Genomic DNA, 17,214 nt, shown 5'->3' on the forward strand with positions numbered 1-17,214 from the left:
ACAAGCTCTTGCGAGCGCTCCTTGCGAGCGGAGGCGGAAAGCGCCCCCGATCCATGGGACGCCTTTCGCCGCCGAAACGCATCAGGGGCTGTCGAGTGTTGGTGCCGATTTGGCCTTTCCTAGGCAAAAGCCCCGGTGCGCGGCCTGCGCTTTACTTTTCACGATAGTCCTTTGCCGTCCGCGGGTGCCTGTCGTGCCGCGTTCTTTGCCGCCACGACCGCGTCGAACACCTCGCGCTTGGGCAGGCCCGCGTCGAGGGCCACGGCGGCGATGGCCTCCTTGCGCCGCTCGCCCGCCTCCTCGCGCACCCGCACCCTGCGCACCAGCTCCTCGGCGTCCAGCTCGGCCGGTCCGGTCTCGGCCGCGCCCTCCACCACCACGGTGATCTCGCCGCGCACCCCCTCGGCGGCCCAGGCGGCGAGGTCGCCCAGGCTGCCGCGCTTGACCTCCTCGTACGTCTTGGTCAGCTCGCGGCAGACGGCGGCGCGGCGCTCCGCGCCGAAGACCTCGGCCATCGCGGCGAGCGTGTCGTCGAGGCGGTGCGGGGCCTCGAAGTAGACGAGGGTGCGGCGCTCGCCGGCGACCTCGCGCAGCCGGCCGAGCCGCTCGCCCGCCTTGCGCGGCAGGAAGCCCTCGAAGCAGAACCGGTCGACGGGCAGCCCGGACAGGGCGAGCGCGGTGAGCACCGCCGAGGGCCCGGGCACGGCCGTGACCTTGATGTCCTTCTCCACGGCCGCCGCCACGAGCCGGTAGCCGGGGTCGGAGACCGACGGCATCCCCGCGTCGGTGACGAGCAGCACGCGCGCGCCGCCCTCCAGCGCCTCGACGAGCTCGGGCGTCCGGGCGGACTCGTTGCCCTCGAAGTAGGAGACGACCCGCCCCGAGGTGTGGATGCCGAGCGCCCGGGTCAGGCCGCGCAGCCGCCGGGTGTCCTCGGCGGCGACGACGTCGGCCCGCTCCAGCTCGGCGGCGAGGCGCGGCGGCGCGTCCGCGATGTCGCCGATGGGGGTGCCTGCGAGTACGAGTGTTCCGGTCACCCCGCCATCCTCCCAGCCCCGGGACGGCGCCGTTCGCCCGGACCGGATCGGGCCCGGCCACGGGACTCGCACAGACCCTTTCCCTACGATGGCGCGGTGACCAGTACTGCGCCGCAGACCCTTGAGGGCCATGACGCCGAAGATCCGCCGCCCGGCTGGCCGGACCGGCTGCGCCGCTTCGGCTACACGGCCGGGCCGAGAACCGGCCTGCGCGAGCGGCTGGTGCCGCCCTACACCCGGCCGTCCGGTCAGCTCTGGGCGGTCCTGAGAGTCTCCCCGGCGACCGCCGAGCGCCTGGTGCGCTGGTCGGCCTGGGGCGGCCCGCTGCTGGTCACTCTGGTGGCGGGGGTGCTGCGGTTCTGGCGTCTGGGCAGCCCGGACTCGGTGATATTCGACGAGACGTACTACGCCAAGGACGCCTGGGCGCTGATCAACCGCGGCTACGAGGGCGCCTGGCCCAAGGACGTCGACAAGGCGATCATCAAGGACCCCTCGTCGGTGCCGATCCCCACCGACCCGGGCTATGTGGTGCATCCGCCGGTCGGCAAGTACCTCATCGGCATCGGTGAGAAGTGGTTCGACTTCACCCCGTTCGGCTGGCGCTTCATGATGGCGGTGCTCGGCACGCTCTCGGTGCTGATGCTCTGCCGGATCGGGCGGCGGCTGTTCCGCTCGACGTTCCTGGGCTGTCTGGCGGGCGCGCTGCTCGCGGTGGACGGGCTGCACTTCGTGATGAGCCGGATGGCCCTGCTCGACCTGGTGGTCATGTTCTTCGTGCTCGCCGCCTTCGGCTGTCTGCTGATCGACCGGGACCGGGCGCGCGCCCGGCTCGCGGCGGCGCTCCCCGAGGGGGAGTCGGGCGACCTGCGCCCGGACGCGGCCGTGGCGGAGGGCCTGCGCCTGGGGTGGCGCCCGTGGCGGATCGCGGCCGGGGTGATGCTGGGCCTGGCCTGCGGCACCAAGTGGAACGGCCTGTACGTCCTGGTCTTCTTCTGCGTCATGGCGGTCCTGTGGGACGCGGGCGCCCGCCGGACGGCCGGCGCGGTGCGCCCCTACCGCGCGGTGCTCCGCAGGGACGCCTTCTGGGCCTTTCTCTCCACGGTCCCGGTGGCGGTGGTGACGTATCTGGCCTCCTGGACCGGCTGGTTCATGACCGACAAGGGCTACTTCCGGGACTGGGCGCACGGCCGCGACGGCCTCTCCCCCGACCACGTCAAGCTGCCGCTGCTGGGCAGGGTGAGCCTGCCGCAGTTCGACATGGGCTGGATGCCGGAGTCGCTGCGCAGCCTGTGGCACTACGAGTCCGAGGTCTACAGCTTCCACGTCAACCTCACGGACCAGCACACCTACCAGTCCAACCCGTGGAGCTGGATCGTCCTGGGCCGCCCGGTCTCGTACTTCTACGAGAGCCCCTCCCCCGGCACCGACGGCTGCCCCTCCTCCACCACCGGCAAGTGCGCCCGCGAGGTCCTGGCGCTCGGCACACCGCTGCTGTGGTGGGCGGCGTGCTTCGCGCTCCTGTACGTGCTGTGGCGCTGGGCGTTCCGGCGCGACTGGCGGGCGGGCGCGATCGTCTGCGGCGTCGCGGCGGGCTATCTGCCCTGGTTCCTCTACCAGGAGCGGACGATCTTCTTCTTCTACGCGGTCGTCTTCGTGCCGTTCCTCTGTCTGGCGGTGGCGATGATGATCGGCGCGATCCTCGGCCCACCGGGCTCGGACGAGCGCCGCCGGGCGGTGGGCGCGATCGGCGCGGGCGTGCTGGTGCTGATGATCGTCTGGAACTTCATCTACTTCTGGCCGCTGTACACGGGCACGTCGATTCCGCTGGATTCGTGGAGGAATCGGATGTGGCTGGATACGTGGGTATGAGCCGCTGAGCGGTGTCCCGGTCCGGTAACGGCTGGGGCCGGTGTCACTGCTGTCACGTAATGTTCCTCCCAAGCAAGCTCTTGAACACGTTCAAGAGACTCCTGGGGAGGGGCTGCGAGATGCGCAGTGGAGCGAAGGCCGCCGTCGTCGGCGGTGTGTTCGTGGTCGTCGGCACCGGTGTGGTGTACGGCGGCTACCAGATGGTGGCCGGGGACGGCTCGTCCTCCGGTTCGCATACGCGGGCGGCGCCGGTACGGACCGGCCCGCCCGGCACCGACGAGATCACCAAGACCGCCCAGGCGTTCTTCGACGCCTGGGCCAAGGGGGACGCGGCGGCGGCCTCGGTCCTGACCAACAACAACGCCGCCGCCCAGACCGCGCTCACCGCCTTCCACGACGAGGCGCACGTGGGCAAGGTGACGATCACGCCGGGGGCGGCCACGGGGGCGACCGTTCCGTACACGGTGAAGGCCGAGGTCTCCTACGAGGGCAGGACCGCGCCGCTCGACTACAGCTCGCGGCTCACGGTCGTGCGGGGCGTGAGCACCGGCAAGGCGCTGGTGGACTGGCAGCCGGCCGTCGTCCACCCGAAGCTGAAGCCGGGCGGGAAGCTGGTGACGGGGGCCGCCAAGCACCCCGAGATCGAGGCCGTGGACCACCGGGGGCGGGTGCTGACCAAGGAGAAGTACCCCTCGCTCGGGTTCGTCCTGGACGCGCTGCGGCAGAAGTACGGCGACAAGGTCAACGGCACGCCGGGCGTGGAGACCTGGATCGAGGGCGGCGCCGAGGGCGCCCCGAACCAGACGCTGCTCACCCTGGCCAAGGGCAGGCCCGGCAAGCTGACGACGACGCTCGACGCGGACGTACAGGCGGCGGCCGAGCAGGCCGTGAAGCAGTTCGCCGAGTCGTCGGTGGTGGCGATCGAGCCGACGAGCGGGGAGATCCGGGCCGTCGCGGACAACCGCAAGGACGGGTTCCCCGCCTCCCTCCAGGCGTCCGTGGCGCCCGGCTCCACGATGAAGATCGTCACCGGCGCGATGATCATCGCGAACGGCGAGGGCGGGGCGGACCAGCCCGCCGAGTGCCCGGCGACGGTCCCGTGGGAGGGCTACACCTTCCACAACCTGAACGACTTCACCATCGCGCACGGCACCCTGACCGACGCGTTCGCGCGGTCCTGCAACACCGCCTTCATCAAGCCGGTCAAGCCCCTCACCCGCAAGGGCGTCGCCGGCACCGCGCTCGGCCGGACCGCCCGGGACTACTTCGGGCTCGGCCAGAACAACTGGAAGCTCGGCGGTGTGAAGTCCTTCGACGGCCGCGTCCCGGACTCCTCCGGCGTGGAGACCGCCGCCTCCTACATAGGCCAGGGCAAGGTCCAGATGAGCCCGCTCGACATGGCGTCCATCTCGGCCACCGTCGTCGCCGGCGGGTTCCACCAGCCGGTGATCGTGCCGCAGTCCCTGGACGACCGGGAACTGGCCACCGCCAAGCCGCTGCCCGACTCGGTCGCCTCGCAGCTGAAGCAGATGATGCACGCGGCGACCACCGGCAGCGGGACGGCCGTGAAGGCGATGGCCGGGGTGCCCGGACCCAAGGGCGCCAAGACCGGCTCGGCCGAGGTGGACCGGCAGGGCACGTCCAACAGCTGGTTCACCGGGTACGGCAACGGGCTCGCCGCGGCGGCCCTCGTCCAGTCCGGCGGCCACGGCGGGGACGCCGCGGGACCGGTCGTGGCGCGGGTGCTGCGGGCGGGGTGAACCGGGGCACGAGGCCCGGGTGCGGGCGGGGGGCGCGGGGCCGGGGCGGCGGAATTCGTCTCGCGCGGGGCGTACGGCTGCCACTAGCCTGCGGGGGCATGAGCGCTCAAGAATCCCCCGCCCACCCCCGGTTCGCCGAGGCGCTGCGCGCCCTCGGGCTCGATGTGGAGGTACGCCGCTTCCCGGACGCGACCAGGACCGCCGCCGAGGCCGCCGCCGCGATCGGCTGCGACGTCAGCGAGATCGTGAAGTCGCTGGTCTTCGAGGCGGACGGGGTCCCGGTGATCGTCCTGCTGGACGGCTCGTCGCGGGTGGACGTGGAGCTCGTACGGCGTGAGCTGGGCGCGGAGACGGTGAAGCGGGCGGGGGCCGCACTCGTACGGGAGACGACCGGGTACGCGATCGGGGGCGTCCCGCCCTTCGGCCATGTGCGCCGCACCCGGGTCCTCGCCGACCGCGCGCTCCTCGACCACGAGACCGTCTGGGCGGCGGCGGGCACGCCCCACACCGTCTTCCCGCTCGACCCCAAGACGCTGATCGGGTACGCGGGCGGGGTGCCGGCCGACGTCCGCGAGCGCACGGCGTGAGCCTGGGGGTCGCGTTGGCCGTCCTGCTCGCGGCCGTCACCCACGCGTCCTGGAACGCGATGGCGCACGCGATCAGGGACCAGCTGGTGGCGTTCACGCTCATCGGCGGCGGGGCGACGGTGCTCGGCGCGCTGCTCGCGGTGCTGGCGCCGCTGCCCGCGTCCGGCGCCTGGCCGTACCTCGCCGCCTCGGCGGCCCTGCACACCGGCTATCAGGCCCTGCTCATGCGGTCGTTCAGCCTGGGCGACTTCGGCCAGATGTACCCGATCGCCCGGGGTACGGCGCCGCTGGTGGTGACCGTGCTGGCGGTGGTGTTCGTCGGCGAGAGCCTGAACGCCTGGCAGGCGGCCGGGGTGGCGGTCGCCTCGGCGGGCCTGGTCGGGGTCGCCCTGTGGGGCATCCGGGGCTCGGGCGCGCGACCGCACTGGCCGGCGCTGCTGGCCGCGCTGGCGACGGGCCTGGCCATCGCGTCGTACACGGTGGTGGACGGGGTCGGCGTCCGCGCGTCCGGTACGCCGCTCGGCTATATCGCGTGGCTGATGATCCTGGAGGGGCTGCTGATTCCCCTGTACGCGCTGTACCGCCGCCGGGGCGAACTGCCCGGCCAGCTGCGGCCGTACGCGGCGCGGGGGCTGCTGGGGGCGGCCCTGTCCATGGCGGCGTACGGCCTGGTCCTGTGGGCCCAGACCCACGCGCCCCTGGCGCCGGTGGCGGCCCTGCGCGAGTCGAGCATCATCGTGGGGGCGGCGATCGGGGCGCTGTTCTTCAAGGAACGGTTCGGGGGGGTGCGGATCGCTGCGGCGGGGGTGTTGGTGGTGGGGATCGGGCTGATGCTGCGGGCGGGCTGAGCCCCGGGATGCCCCCCATGGCGGGGCCTGCACCCCCCGCACCCCGCGTCTTTTCGGCTGCGGACCGTGGAGGGTCACCCGCGCAGTTCCCCGCGCCCCTAACCACCCAGGGGCGCGGGGAACTGCGCGAGCAACCACCCACCGACCCGCAGACAACCCCCGGGCAGATCAGGGGCGCGGGGAACTGCGCGACCAGCCCACCACCCACCCGCACACGAACCCCCGGCCAAAACAGGGACCCGGGGAACACGTTCCCCCGCCACCACGTTCAATGGACCGACACGCGTCGACCCCCCGGCGCCGGCACGAACAGGAGCGGATCGTGGACGCGCAGGGATCGACGGACCCGGGGTACGAACCCGTCCGGGACGCCTTCCTCCGGAACTTCACCCACCGCGGCGACCACGGCGCGGCCGTGGCCGTCTACCGGCACGGCCGGAAGGTCGTCGACCTGTGGGGCGGGACCAAGGACGTCGACGGGCACGCCCCGTGGGCCGTCGACACCGCCCAGATCGTCCGGTCCGCCACCAAGGGCGTCGCCGCCGCCGTCCCCCTCCTCCTCCACCAGCGGGGCCAGCTGGACCTGGACGCGCCCGTCGCCACGTACTGGCCCGAGTTCAAGGCGGGCGGCAAGGACCGCGCCCTCGTCCGCCACCTCCTCTCCCACCGCGCCGGCGTCCCCGCCCTCGACCGGCCCCTCACCCCGGCCGAGGCCGCCGACGGCGAGTCGGGGGCGGTCGCGGTCGCCGCGCAGGCGCCGTTCTGGGAGCCGGGGACGGAACACGGGTACCACGCCCAGACGTACAGCTGGCTGCTCGGCGAACTCGTCCGCCGCGTCACCGGACGCACCATCGGCCGCTGGGTCGCCGAGGAGATCGCCCGGCCGCTGGGCGCCGACTTCTGGATCGGGCTGCCGGCTCAGGAGACACCGCGGGTCGGGCGCGTGGGTCCCGTGCAGGCACCCGACGCTCCCGCCGGCATCACCCTGCGCCCCAAGCCCGCCGTCGCCGCCGCCTACGCCGACCCCGGCTCGCTGACCCGCCGCGCCTTCGGCGCCATCGACCCGCTCCCGGACGAGAACGACCCGGCCTACCGCGCCGCCGAACTCCCCGCCTCGGCGGGCATCTCGACCGCCCGCGGCCTCGCCCGCTTCTACGCCGCCACCATCGGGGACGTCGACGGACGGCGGCTCTTCGCGCCCGCCACCGTCGCCCTCGCCCGTACCGAGGAGTCGAGCGGCCCGGACCGGGTCCTCGTCGTCAACACCCGCTTCGGACTGGGGTACATGCTCCACGGCCCCGCGTCCCCGCTCCTGGGCCCCGGCTCCTTCGGGCACCCGGGCCGCGGCGGCTCCCTCGGGTTCGCCGACCCGGAGTCCGGCATCGCCTTCGGCTACGTCACCAACGGCCACCAGAAGGGCGTCACCGCCGACCCGCGCGCCCAGGCCCTGGTGCGCGCGGTCCGGGAGGCCATCACCCCGTAGCGGTTACGCCTTCGCCGCCGCCGCCCTGGGATCGAAGCCGAACGGCAGCTCCAGACGGTGGGTGCGCATCAGCTCCTCGTCCGCCAGGACGTCGGCCGTCTTCCCGTCCGCCGCGATCGTGCCCCCGCTGAGGATCACCGAACGGCCGCACAGCTCAAGGGCGTACGGGAGGTCGTGCGTGACCATCAGCACGGTGACGTCCAGCGCCCGCAGGATGTCGGCCAGTTCGCGCCTCGACGCCGGGTCCAGGTTGGACGAGGGCTCGTCCAGGACCAGGATCTCCGGCTCCATCGCGAGCACCGTCGCCACCGCGACCCGGCGGCGCTGGCCGAAGGAGAGGTGGTGCGGGGGGCGGTCGGCGTACTCCGCCATCCCCACCCGCTCCAGCGCGGTACGCACCCGCGCCTCAAGCTCCGCCCCGCGCATCCCGGACGCCGCCGGGCCGAACGCAACGTCCTCGCGGACGGTCGGCATGAACAGCTGGTCGTCGGGGTCCTGGAAGACGATGCCGACCCGGCGGCGGATCTCGGCGAGGTTGCGCTTCTCCACGGGCAGCCCGGCCACCTTCACCGAGCCCGCGCCGCCGACGAGAATGCCGTTGAGGTGCAGGACCAGGGTCGTCTTGCCCGCGCCGTTGGGGCCGAGCAGCGCGACCCGCTCACCGCGCGCCACCGTCAGGTCGACCCCGAACAGGGCCTGGTGGCCGTCCGGGTAGGCGAAGGCCAGCCCGCTCACCTCAAGGGAGGCGGGAGGAACGGAAGGACCGGAAGAGGTCACCGACGTGTTCACAGAGTCCACCCCAACAGACAGATCACCAGAGCCGACGCGGGGAGCACCGCCGCGTAACGCCATTGCGCACCGGTCGCCGTCACATCGTCGATGACCGGCATGGAACCCGCGTACCCGCGGCTGACCATGGCCAGATGTACGCGCTCACCGCGCTCGTAGGAGCGGATGAAGAGCGCGCCCGCCGACTTGGCGAGGACGCCCCACGCCTTCAGCCCTCTCGCCTCGAAGCCGCGTGAGCGGCGGGCGATCGACATCCGGCGCATCTCGTCGGTGATCACGTCACCGTAGCGGATCATGAACGAAGCGATCTGGACCAGGAGGGACGGGAGCCGGAGCCGCTGGAGGCCGAGCAGCAGGGCCCGCAGGTCCGTGGTGGACGCCAGGATCACCGAGGCGGCGACCCCGAGCGTGCCCTTGGCCAGGACGTTCCACGCGCCCCACAGCCCGTTCACGCTCATCGACACACCCAGCACGTGCACCTGCTCGCCCGGCACCACGAACGGCATCAGCACCGCGAACGTCACGAACGGGATCTCGATCAGCAGGCGCTTGAGCAGGAAGAGCGCGGGGATCCGGGCGGTGGCCGCGACCGAGGCGAGCAGCACCGCGTAGAGCCCGAAGGCCCAGACGGCCTCGCGGGGGGTCGAGACGACCACGATGACGAAGAGGAAGACGGCCGCGATCTTGCAGTGCGGGGGCAGGTCGTGGACCGGTGAGGCGTCCTGCCGGTAGAGCTTGTGCGCGTGGCCCGCACCCATGTCAGACCTTCTCCGTTTCGGGGACGGAGGTGGGCGTGGCCTCGGCGGCGGTGCCGCGGCGGCGGCGCACCGCCCAGAAGATCCCGCTGCCGACGCCGATCGTCACACCGACGCCGATCATGCCCGCGAGGCCGGTGGCCACCCGGTCGTCGCCGATGTCCTTGACCGAGTAGCCCGCGAGCGGCGAGTCCTCGGTGGCGTGCTTCTTCTCCTGGGTGTCGATGCCCTTGTCGTGGGCGACCTTCTCCAGGCCGTCGGGCGAGGCGGAGGCGTAGAAGGAGAAGAAACCGGCCAGCAGCAGGGCGGCGACCACGAAGGCGGCGCGGACCTTGTGCGTGGACCGGGCGCCGGTGGGTACGGGCTCGGGAGCGGGGGCGTCGACCAGTTCGCCGCCGATCCGCAGCTTCAGCGGGGCGTGCAGGCCGCGGGCCCCGTGGACGAGGTCGGGCCGTACGGCGATGACCGCGCCCACGGTGAGCGCGGTGATGGCCGCCTCGCCGATGCCGATGAGGACGTGCACGCCGACCATCGCGGTGAGCACCTTGCCGAGCGGAACGTCGGTGGTGCCGCCGACCGCGTAGATCGCGGTGAAGGCGAGGGCGGCGGCCGGGACGGAGAGGAGGGCGGCGACGAAGGTGGCCGCGGTGACGGAGCTCCGCCTGCGGGGCAGCACCTTCACCAGGCCGCGGAAGACGGTGTACGCCACGACCGTCGTCACGATCGCCATGTCGGTGATGTTGACGCCGAGCGCGGTCAGGCCGCCGTCGGCGAAGAGGATGCCCTGCATGAGGAGCACGACGGAGACACAGAGGACGCCGGTGTACGGGCCGACGAGTATCGCCGCGAGCGCGCCGCCGAGCAGATGGCCGCTGGTGCCGGCGGCCACGGGGAAGTTCAGCATCTGCACGGCGAAGATGAACGCCGCGACCAGACCCGCGAGCGGGGCCGTCTTCTCGTCGAGTTCACGTCGGGCCCCGCGCAGGCTGACCGCGATGGCGGTCGCCGCGCCGACTCCGGCTACCGCGGAGACGGGGGCGTTGATGAATCCGTCCGGGACATGCATGGGTGCTCTCCGCTGGGGCCTGGATGGCTGGAACCATTCGAATGAACCGCTCGATGATAGTCGTGCACCTGCGAATGAGTCGCAAGAGCGCATGCCGGAGATTTACCAACGGTTCTCGCGCCCCGCACGCCCCGGAAATATGGGACATTTAACGTCAAAGCGCACGAAGGACTGCGCAGAGTGAGTGTGAGGAGCGACTGATGTCCCCCGCCGTCGAGGAACACGCCCGCGCGAGGATCGTCTCGGACGCGCCGCACCACCGCCCGGTTCCGGTCGCCCTGCGCTACGACCCCGCCGCGGACCCCCTGACCGTGTGCTTCACCTTCCCCGGGGGCAACGAGTGGGTCCTTCCGCGGTCGCTCCTGGAGGCCGGCCTGCGCGGGCCGACCCGGCGCGGCGACATCGTGGTCTGGCCCTGCGGACGGGCCCAGACCGTTCTGGAGTTCCACTCCCCGGACGGAGTAGCGGTGGTCCAGTTCGACAGCGCGCCCCTGGTCCGCTTCCTGCGGCGCACCTACAGCGCCACCCCCACGCCGAGCGGACGGCCCTAGTCGTCCGGCGTAGCCGGAGGTACGCAACGAAAGAGCCGGCCCCTACGCGTGATGCGTAGGGGCCGGCTCACCGCGTCAGCGGGGGGTTCCGCGGGTCAGACGCGCGTGAGCTCGCGGTCGTCGTCGCCGTCGGACGCCTTCGCCGCGTGGGCCTTGAGGCCCTCACCCTCGACGTCGACGTTGGGCAGGATCTTGTTGAGCCAGCCCGGCAGCCACCAGGCCTTCGCACCGAGCAGCGCGAGCACCGCCGGGACGATGGCCATCCGGACCACGAAGGCGTCGAAGAAGACCGCGATCGCCAGGGCGAAACCGATCATCTTGATCATCTGGTCGCTGGCCCCGATGAAGCCGGAGAAGACCGCGATCATGATCACCGCGGCGGCCGTGACCACCCGGGCACCGTGCCGGAAACCGGTCACGATCGCCTGGCCGGGACGCTCGCCGTGGACGAACGCCTCGCGCATCCGGGTGACGAGGAAGACCTCGTAGTCCATGGCCAGACCGAAGACCACGCCCACCATGAAGATCGGCATCATCGACATGATCGGGCCGGGGTTCTCCACCCCGAAGAGCCCGCCGAGCCAGCCCCACTGGAAGACCGCGACGACCGCGCCGAGGGCGGCGACCACCGAGAGCAGGAAGCCCAGGGCCGCCTTGAGCGGGACCAGGACCGAGCGGAAGACCACCATCAGGAGCAGGAAGGCCAGGCCCACTACGAGCGCCAGATAGGGCAGCAGCGCGTCGTTCATGCGCTTGGAGAAGTCGATGTTCATCGCGGTCGCGCCGGTGACCAGGACCTCGGCCTTGGTCTCGGACCGGATGTCCTTGCCCGCGTCCCGGATCGACTGGACCAGGTCCTCGGTCTCCGTGGAGGACGGCTTGGACTTCGGGATGACCGTGATGGTCGCGGTGTCGCCGGCCTTGTTCAGGGCGGGCGCCATGACCTCGGCGACGTCGGGCAGCTTCTTGATGGTGTCGGAGGTGCGGTCGGCCGCAGCCTTGGCACCGCCGGACGCCCCGGCGCCGTCCACGACGATCATCAGCGGGCCGTTGAAGCCCGGGCCGAAGCCGTCGGAGAGCGTGTCGTAGGCGCGGCGCTGGGTCGTCGAGGTCGGCTGCGAGCCGTCGTCGGGCAGACCCATCTCCAGGGAGGCGGCCGGGATGGCGACCGCGCCGAGCCCGATCACACCTGCGAGCAGCACCCAGATCGGCCTGCGCAGTACGAAGCTGGACCAGCGGGTGCCCATGTTCGGCTTGGTCTCGCCGGGCGTCCCGGCCGTGCCCGCTTCCATCTTCCTGCGGGTGCGGCGGCCGAAGACGCGCTTGCCCGCGAAGCCGAGCACCGCGGGGATGAGGGTGAGGGCGATCAGGACCGCGATCACGACCGTACCGGCCGCGGCCACACCCATCTTGGTGAGCATCGGGATGTTGACGACCGCGAGGCCGCACAGCGCGATGACGACGGTCAGACCGGCGAAGACGACCGCGGAACCGGCCGTTCCGACGGCCCGGCCTATCGCTTCCTCGCGCTCGCGGCCCTCGCGGAGCTCGGCCCGGTAGCGCGAGACGATGAAGAGCGCGTAGTCGATGCCGACCGCGAGGCCGATCATCGAGGCCAGCGTGGAGGTGGTGTTGCCGAGGTCCAGGACGTTGGCGAGCGCGGTGATCGTGGAGACACCTATCCCGACGCCGATGATGGCGGTGATCAGCGGAAGGCCGGCCGCGATCAGCGAGCCGAAGGTGATCATCAGCACGATGCCGGCGATCACCACACCGATGATCTCGCCGGAGCCCGTCTCGGGCTTGGCCTGGAGCGCGTCACCGCCGATCTCGACGGTGAGCCCGGCCTTCTGCGCGGCCTTGCCGGAGTCCTCCAGCGCCTTGCGGTCGCTGTCCTCCAGGGCCATGCCGTTGACCTTGTACTTCACGGATATGTACGCGGTCGAGCCGTCCTTGGAGACGGCGTTCGCCTGGTACGGGTCGGTCACCGAGGCGACCTGCTTCGAGCCCTTGGGCAGCTCGGCGACGACCTTGTTCACCTCGGCCTTGCCGGCCGGGTCGTTCATGCTCTTGCCGGCCGGGGCCTTGAAGACGATACGGGCGGTGGCGCCGTCGGCGCTGCCTCCCGGGAAGCGCTCTTCCAGCAGGTCGAAGGCCTTCTGGGCCTCGGTGCCGGGCATCGAGAAGGAGCTGGCGGAAGGAGTGGAGGCGGACGCGGCGCCGAATCCTGCGAGGAACAGCAGCGCCACCCACACCAGGGCGACATAGCGGCGGCGCCGGAAGGCGAACCTGCCGAGTCGGTAGAGGAACGTGGCCACGAGGGCGTACTCCCGGTCGGTCGTTGGCTTACAGGGCGTGGATAACCAGCCCGACGACGAGAGCGGCGTACGTCAGGTGGGGCAGGTTGGTGGGGAGCTAGACGGGATCGCCGAGGGCGGGGAGGACCACGGCGTCGATGTAGTTTCCGAGGAAGGCCTTGTCGACCGGCCGGTCCTCGACGAGCTGCCGGGCGACGAAGGCGCCGACCAGCATGTGTACGACAAAGGGGAGCGCGGGGCAGTCCGCGCGGACCTCGCCGCGGTCCACCGCGCGCCGCAGCACCTGGTCGAGACCGGTGATCTCCGGCTCGATCAGCACCTCGCGCAGCGCCTGGTGGAGGTCGGGGTTGTCGTGGACGGCGCGCATCAGACCCCGCATCAGGGCGGAGTCCTTCTCCAGCTTGCAGTCGTCCTCGAGACCGACCAGCTCGTGGAAGTCGCGGCGCAGCGAGCCGGTGTCGATCTCGTGGAGAGCGACCGGCTTGTTGTGCCGCAGCGCCCGCGCGACCAGCTCCGGCTTGTTCCCCCACTGACGGTAGAGGGTCGCCTTGCTGGAGCGGGTACGGGCGGCGACGGCGTCCATCGTCAGGGCGTCGTAGCCGACCTCGCGCAGCAGGTCGAGCACCGACTCGTACAGCTCCGCCTCACGCTCGGCGGTGAGCCTGCCTGCCATCTTCTCGACCTCCCATCCGAACGAAACGGTTTCGTACTCCTCCGACGATATCGCCGGCGCTGATCGAAACGAAACCGTTTCGCTTGTGTTCTGTGCCACAACTGTGAGGGCTCCATAAGTTGCCGCACCCCGGTAGCGCGGAAAGCATTGACGAGTGAGCGACGCACCCGAGGACGACCAGCAGCCGGCGCCCGTCACCGACGGCGCCTACCTCCGCTTCCCCCATCTGCACGGCGACTTGCTCTGCTTCGCCGCCGAGGACGACCTGTGGGTCGCCCCGCTCGTCCCGGCCGGCCACCGCCCGTCGCGGGCCTGGCGGATCACCGTGGACCGCACCAAGGTCAGCCACCCCCGGTTCTCCCCCGACGGCTCCCGGATCGCGTACACGACCTGGCGCAGCCTGGACCCGGAGATCCATCTGGCCCCGGTCGACGGCGGCCCGGCCCGGCGGCTGACCTACTGGGGCTCGCCCGACACCCGGGTCTGCGGCTGGACCCCGGACGGCCACATCCTGGCCGTCTCCTCGCACGGCCAGCCCTTCTCGTACTTCTCCTGGGCCTACAGCGTCCCCACCGACGGCTCCCCCGGCGGGCGGCTGCCCTGGGGCCCGGTCTCCGACATCGCCTGCGCCGACCTCGACGGCGAGCGCCGCACCCTGCTGCTCACCGGCAAGCCGCCGCACGAGCCCGCCGCCTGGAAGCGCTACCGGGGCGGCGCCATGGGCCGGCTGTGGCTGCACGGCGAGCGCCTCCTGCCGGACATCGGCGGCCACCTCGACTCGGTGATGTTCGTCGGGGACCGGATCGCCTTCCTCTCCGACCACGAGGGCGTCGGCAACCTCTACTCCTGTGCGCCCGACGGCTCCGGCCTGCGCCGCCACACCGACCACGACGAGTACTACGCCCGGCACGCCTCCTCGGACGGACGCCGGGTGGTCTACCAGTGCGCGGGCGACCTGTGGATCGTGGACGCGCTCACCCCCGACTCCGTTCCGCGCCGCCTGGACGTGCGCCTGGGCGGCCCGCGCGCCGGACGGCGTACGTACCAGGTGCCCGCCGCCAGCCATGTGGACGCGCTGTCGGTCGACACCACGGGGCGGGCCAGCGCGGTCGTGGTGCGCGGCAGCCTGTACTGGCTCACCCACCGCGACGGCCCCGCCCGCACGATCACCGACACCGCCGGGGTCCGGGTGCGCCTGCCCGAGATGCTCGGCACCGGCGGCCAGGTGGCGTACGTGACGGACGCGGACGGCGAGGACGCGGTGGAGATCGCCTACCTCCCCCGGGCCAGCGGCGACCGCGAGCCCAGGCGGCTGGCCTCCGGCGAGCTCGGCCGGGTCCAGGAGCTGATCGCGGACGCGGAGGGCGAGCGCCTGGCCATCGCCTCGCACGACGGCCGGCTGCTGCTGATCGACGTCACCGAGGAGTCCGGGGGCGAGGTCACCGAGCTGATCCGCTCGATCAACGGGCCCGTGCGCGACCTGGCGTTCTCCCCGGACGGCTGCTGGCTGACCTGGTCGCACCCGGGCATCGGCCGCTCGCTGCGCCAGATCAAGATGGCCCGGATCGCCGGTCCCGGCGCCCGGGTGATCGTGGACGTCACCAACGGCCGCTTCGAGGACGAGAACCCGGTCTTCACCCGGGACGGCCGCTATCTGGCGTTCCTGTCCTGGCGCGGCTTCGACCCGGTCTACGACGTCCACACCGGCGACCTCTCCTTCCCCCTGGGCTGCCGCCCGTATCTGGTCCCGCTCTCCTCGGCCACCCCCTCGCCCTTCGCGCTGCTGCCCGACGGGCGCCCGGCCGCGGGCGGCCTCGATCCGCTGGAGGAGTCGGGCGACGGCACGGTCACGGTGGAGGTGGAGGGCCTGGAGAGCAGGGTCACGCCGTTCCCGGTGGCGGCCTCCAAGTACTCGGCGCTGCACCCGGTCTCCGGCGGCGGTCTGGTGTGGCTGCGCTGGCCGATCTCGGGGGCGCTGGGCGAGACCTTCGCCAACCCGGCGGACACCTCGGGGCGCCCGACCCTGGAGCACTTCGACATCACCAAGGCGCGCAAGACCGAACTCGTCGACCACCTCGACTGGTTCGCGGTGAGCGGCGACGGCAGCCGGCTGGTGGTCGTCGACGAGGGCGACCTGCGGGCCGTGCCCGCCACCGAGTCCGGGGACACCGACTCCACCATCTACCTCGATCTGCGCCGGATCCTGCACGAGGTGGACCCGCCCTCGGAGTGGCGCCAGGCCTTCGACGAGGCGGGCCGGATCATCCGCGCCTACTTCTGGGAGCCGCAGATGTGCGGCATCGACTGGAAGGCGGTCCTCGACCAGTACCGCCCACTGGTCGAACGGGTCGCCTCCCCCGACGAGTTCGCCGATCTGCTGCGGGAGGTACTGGGCGAGCTGGGCACCTCGCACGCCTACGTCTCGGCCGCCCGCAGGAACGAGGGCCCGCCCCACTACCAGCGCCCCCAGGGGCTGCTCGGCGCCAACCTCGTCCACCGCGAGGAGGGCTGGATGGTCCGGCGCATCCTGCCCGGCGACTCCTCCGACTCCAAGGCCCGCTCCCCGCTGGCCGGCACCGGTATCCGCGAGGGCGCGGTGCTCACCCACGTCGACGGCCGCCCGGTGGACCCGGTGGCCGGCCCCTACCCACTGCTCGCGGGCTCGGGCGGCACCACCGTCGAACTCACCTTCCGGCCCGCCGAGGGCGGGGGCCGCTCCCGCCGGGTCGCGGTCGTCCCGCTGGTGGACGAGCGCCCGCTGCGCTACCAGGACTGGGTGGCCAAGCGCCGTGCGGTGGTACGGGAGCTGAGCGGCGGCAAGTGCGGCTATCTGCACATCCCGGACATGGGTGGCTCGGGCTGGGCCCAGTTCAACCGCGACCTGCGGCTGGAGATGTCCCGCCCGGCGCTGATCGTCGACGTACGCGGCAACGCGGGAGGCCACATCAGCGAGCTGGTCATCGAGAAGCTCACCCGCAAGATCATCGGCTGGGACCTGACCCGGGACGCGCAGCCCGTCAGTTACGCCTCGAACGCGCCCCGGGGCCCGGTGGTCGCCCTGGCCGACGAGGCGACCTCCTCCGACGGCGACATGATCACCGCCGCCTTCCGGCTGCTCGGCCTCGGCCCGGTGGTCGGCCAGCGCACCTGGGGCGGGGTGGTCGGGATGACCGGCCGCCACACGCTGGGGGACGGGACGGTGATCACCGTGCCGATGAACGCGGCCTGGTTCGACGGCTACCAGTGGTCGATCGAGAACCACGGCGTCGAGCCGGACCTGGAGATCCTGCGCACCCCGCTGGACTGGGCGGAGGGCCGGCACGCCCAGCTCGACGACGCGGTACGCCTCGCGCTCGACCTGCTGCACGGTACGCCTGCGGCCATGCCGCCCGGGTACACGGGCGCCCCGGACCGGCGCCGGCCGGAGCTGCCGCCGCGGTGACGCAGTTCCCCGCGCCCCTGAATGCGCCCCTCCGGG

General features: G+C 72.2%; 13 protein-coding genes. 7 read left to right on the plus strand and 6 right to left on the minus strand.

Annotated features, from left to right (window positions below; genetic code table 11):
* Positions 1-158 precede the first annotated feature (158 nt).
* A complete protein-coding gene (gene rsmI, locus ACZ5ID_RS21720; RefSeq protein ID WP_406553923.1) occupies positions 159-1,037 on the minus strand; it encodes a 16S rRNA (cytidine(1402)-2'-O)-methyltransferase in 879 nt (292 codons plus the stop codon).
* A gap of 96 nt (positions 1,038-1,133) precedes the next feature.
* On the opposite strand from rsmI, the gene ACZ5ID_RS21725 reads away from it, so the two are divergent.
* The 5 genes from ACZ5ID_RS21725 (at position 1,134) to ACZ5ID_RS21745 (ending at position 7,584) form a co-directional block, all read left to right on the plus strand.
* Positions 1,134-2,906, plus strand: coding sequence for a dolichyl-phosphate-mannose--protein mannosyltransferase (locus ACZ5ID_RS21725; RefSeq protein ID WP_468900333.1), 1,773 nt, complete (start codon positions 1,134-1,136; stop codon positions 2,904-2,906).
* Positions 2,907-3,025: 119 nt separating this feature from the next.
* Positions 3,026-4,666 carry a penicillin-binding transpeptidase domain-containing protein gene (locus tag ACZ5ID_RS21730; RefSeq protein WP_468900336.1) on the plus strand — a complete coding sequence of 547 codons (1,641 nt, stop codon included), beginning with the start codon at positions 3,026-3,028 and terminating at the stop codon, positions 4,664-4,666.
* Positions 4,667-4,764: 98 nt separating this feature from the next.
* Positions 4,765-5,253: a YbaK/EbsC family protein gene (locus ACZ5ID_RS21735; protein WP_468900339.1), complete on the plus strand. Its 489-nt coding sequence runs from the start codon at positions 4,765-4,767 to the stop codon at positions 5,251-5,253.
* Positions 5,254-5,312: 59 nt separating this feature from the next.
* Positions 5,313-6,101, plus strand: a complete 789-nt coding sequence (locus tag ACZ5ID_RS21740) for an EamA family transporter (RefSeq protein WP_468900563.1) — start codon at positions 5,313-5,315, stop codon at positions 6,099-6,101.
* A 271-nt stretch (positions 6,102-6,372) separates the two neighbouring features.
* The gene (locus ACZ5ID_RS21745) at positions 6,373-7,584 is read left to right on the plus strand and encodes a serine hydrolase domain-containing protein (RefSeq protein ID WP_468900342.1); all 1,212 of its coding nucleotides are present in this window, start codon (positions 6,373-6,375) and stop codon (positions 7,582-7,584) included.
* 3 nt (positions 7,585-7,587) lie between these two features.
* On the opposite strand, the gene ACZ5ID_RS21750 is transcribed toward ACZ5ID_RS21745, so the two are convergent.
* From ACZ5ID_RS21750 to ACZ5ID_RS21760, 3 genes are read right to left on the minus strand one after another with little or no spacing between them, the layout of a single operon-like run.
* Positions 7,588-8,394, minus strand: coding sequence for an energy-coupling factor ABC transporter ATP-binding protein (locus tag ACZ5ID_RS21750; protein WP_468900566.1), 807 nt, complete (start codon positions 8,392-8,394; stop codon positions 7,588-7,590).
* Positions 8,370-9,131 carry a cobalt ECF transporter T component CbiQ gene (gene cbiQ / locus ACZ5ID_RS21755; RefSeq protein ID WP_406553313.1) on the minus strand — a complete coding sequence of 254 codons (762 nt, stop codon included), beginning with the start codon at positions 9,129-9,131 and terminating at the stop codon, positions 8,370-8,372. Before cbiQ ends, ACZ5ID_RS21750 begins: the two co-directional genes overlap by 25 nt.
* Before the next feature lies 1 nt (position 9,132).
* The gene (locus tag ACZ5ID_RS21760) at positions 9,133-10,194 is read right to left on the minus strand and encodes an energy-coupling factor ABC transporter permease (RefSeq protein ID WP_468900347.1); all 1,062 of its coding nucleotides are present in this window, start codon (positions 10,192-10,194) and stop codon (positions 9,133-9,135) included.
* A 200-nt stretch (positions 10,195-10,394) separates the two neighbouring features.
* Here ACZ5ID_RS21760 and ACZ5ID_RS21765 point away from each other — a divergent pair, with 200 nt between their 5' ends.
* Entirely contained in the window at positions 10,395-10,745 is a 351-nt protein-coding gene (locus ACZ5ID_RS21765; protein WP_468900350.1) for an SsgA family sporulation/cell division regulator, read from the plus strand.
* Positions 10,746-10,840: 95 nt separating this feature from the next.
* On the opposite strand, the gene ACZ5ID_RS21770 is transcribed toward ACZ5ID_RS21765, so the two are convergent.
* Together ACZ5ID_RS21770 and ACZ5ID_RS21775 are read right to left on the minus strand one after the other, a co-directional pair.
* A complete protein-coding gene (locus tag ACZ5ID_RS21770) occupies positions 10,841-13,063 on the minus strand; it encodes an MMPL family transporter (RefSeq protein WP_468900353.1) in 2,223 nt (740 codons plus the stop codon).
* A 97-nt stretch (positions 13,064-13,160) separates the two neighbouring features.
* Positions 13,161-13,736: a TetR/AcrR family transcriptional regulator gene (locus tag ACZ5ID_RS21775; protein WP_468900356.1), complete on the minus strand. Its 576-nt coding sequence runs from the start codon at positions 13,734-13,736 to the stop codon at positions 13,161-13,163.
* A 154-nt stretch (positions 13,737-13,890) separates the two neighbouring features.
* Between ACZ5ID_RS21775 and ACZ5ID_RS21780 the strand changes: the two genes are divergently transcribed.
* Positions 13,891-17,178, plus strand: coding sequence for a S41 family peptidase (locus ACZ5ID_RS21780; RefSeq protein WP_468900359.1), 3,288 nt, complete (start codon positions 13,891-13,893; stop codon positions 17,176-17,178).
* The last annotated feature ends 36 nt before the right edge of the window (positions 17,179-17,214 follow it).

The sequence above is a fragment of the Streptomyces sp. NPDC031670 genome (assembly GCF_055580545.1).

Excerpts from the sequence above, each read along its gene's own strand:
- ACZ5ID_RS21730 (WP_468900336.1), top strand. The coding sequence starts at position 3,026 with ATGCGCAGTGGAGCGAAGGCCGCCGTCGTCGGCGGTGTGTTCGTGGTC.
- ACZ5ID_RS21735 (WP_468900339.1), top strand. The coding sequence starts at position 4,765 with ATGAGCGCTCAAGAATCCCCCGCCCACCCCCGGTTCGCCGAGGCGCTG.
- ACZ5ID_RS21740 (WP_468900563.1), top strand. The coding sequence starts at position 5,313 with ATGGCGCACGCGATCAGGGACCAGCTGGTGGCGTTCACGCTCATCGGC.
- ACZ5ID_RS21745 (WP_468900342.1), top strand. The coding sequence starts at position 6,373 with ATGGACCGACACGCGTCGACCCCCCGGCGCCGGCACGAACAGGAGCGG.
- cbiQ (WP_406553313.1), bottom strand. The coding sequence starts at position 9,131 with ATGGGTGCGGGCCACGCGCACAAGCTCTACCGGCAGGACGCCTCACCG.
- ACZ5ID_RS21760 (WP_468900347.1), bottom strand. The coding sequence starts at position 10,194 with ATGCATGTCCCGGACGGATTCATCAACGCCCCCGTCTCCGCGGTAGCC.
- ACZ5ID_RS21765 (WP_468900350.1), top strand. The coding sequence starts at position 10,395 with ATGTCCCCCGCCGTCGAGGAACACGCCCGCGCGAGGATCGTCTCGGAC.
- ACZ5ID_RS21775 (WP_468900356.1), bottom strand. The coding sequence starts at position 13,736 with ATGGCAGGCAGGCTCACCGCCGAGCGTGAGGCGGAGCTGTACGAGTCG.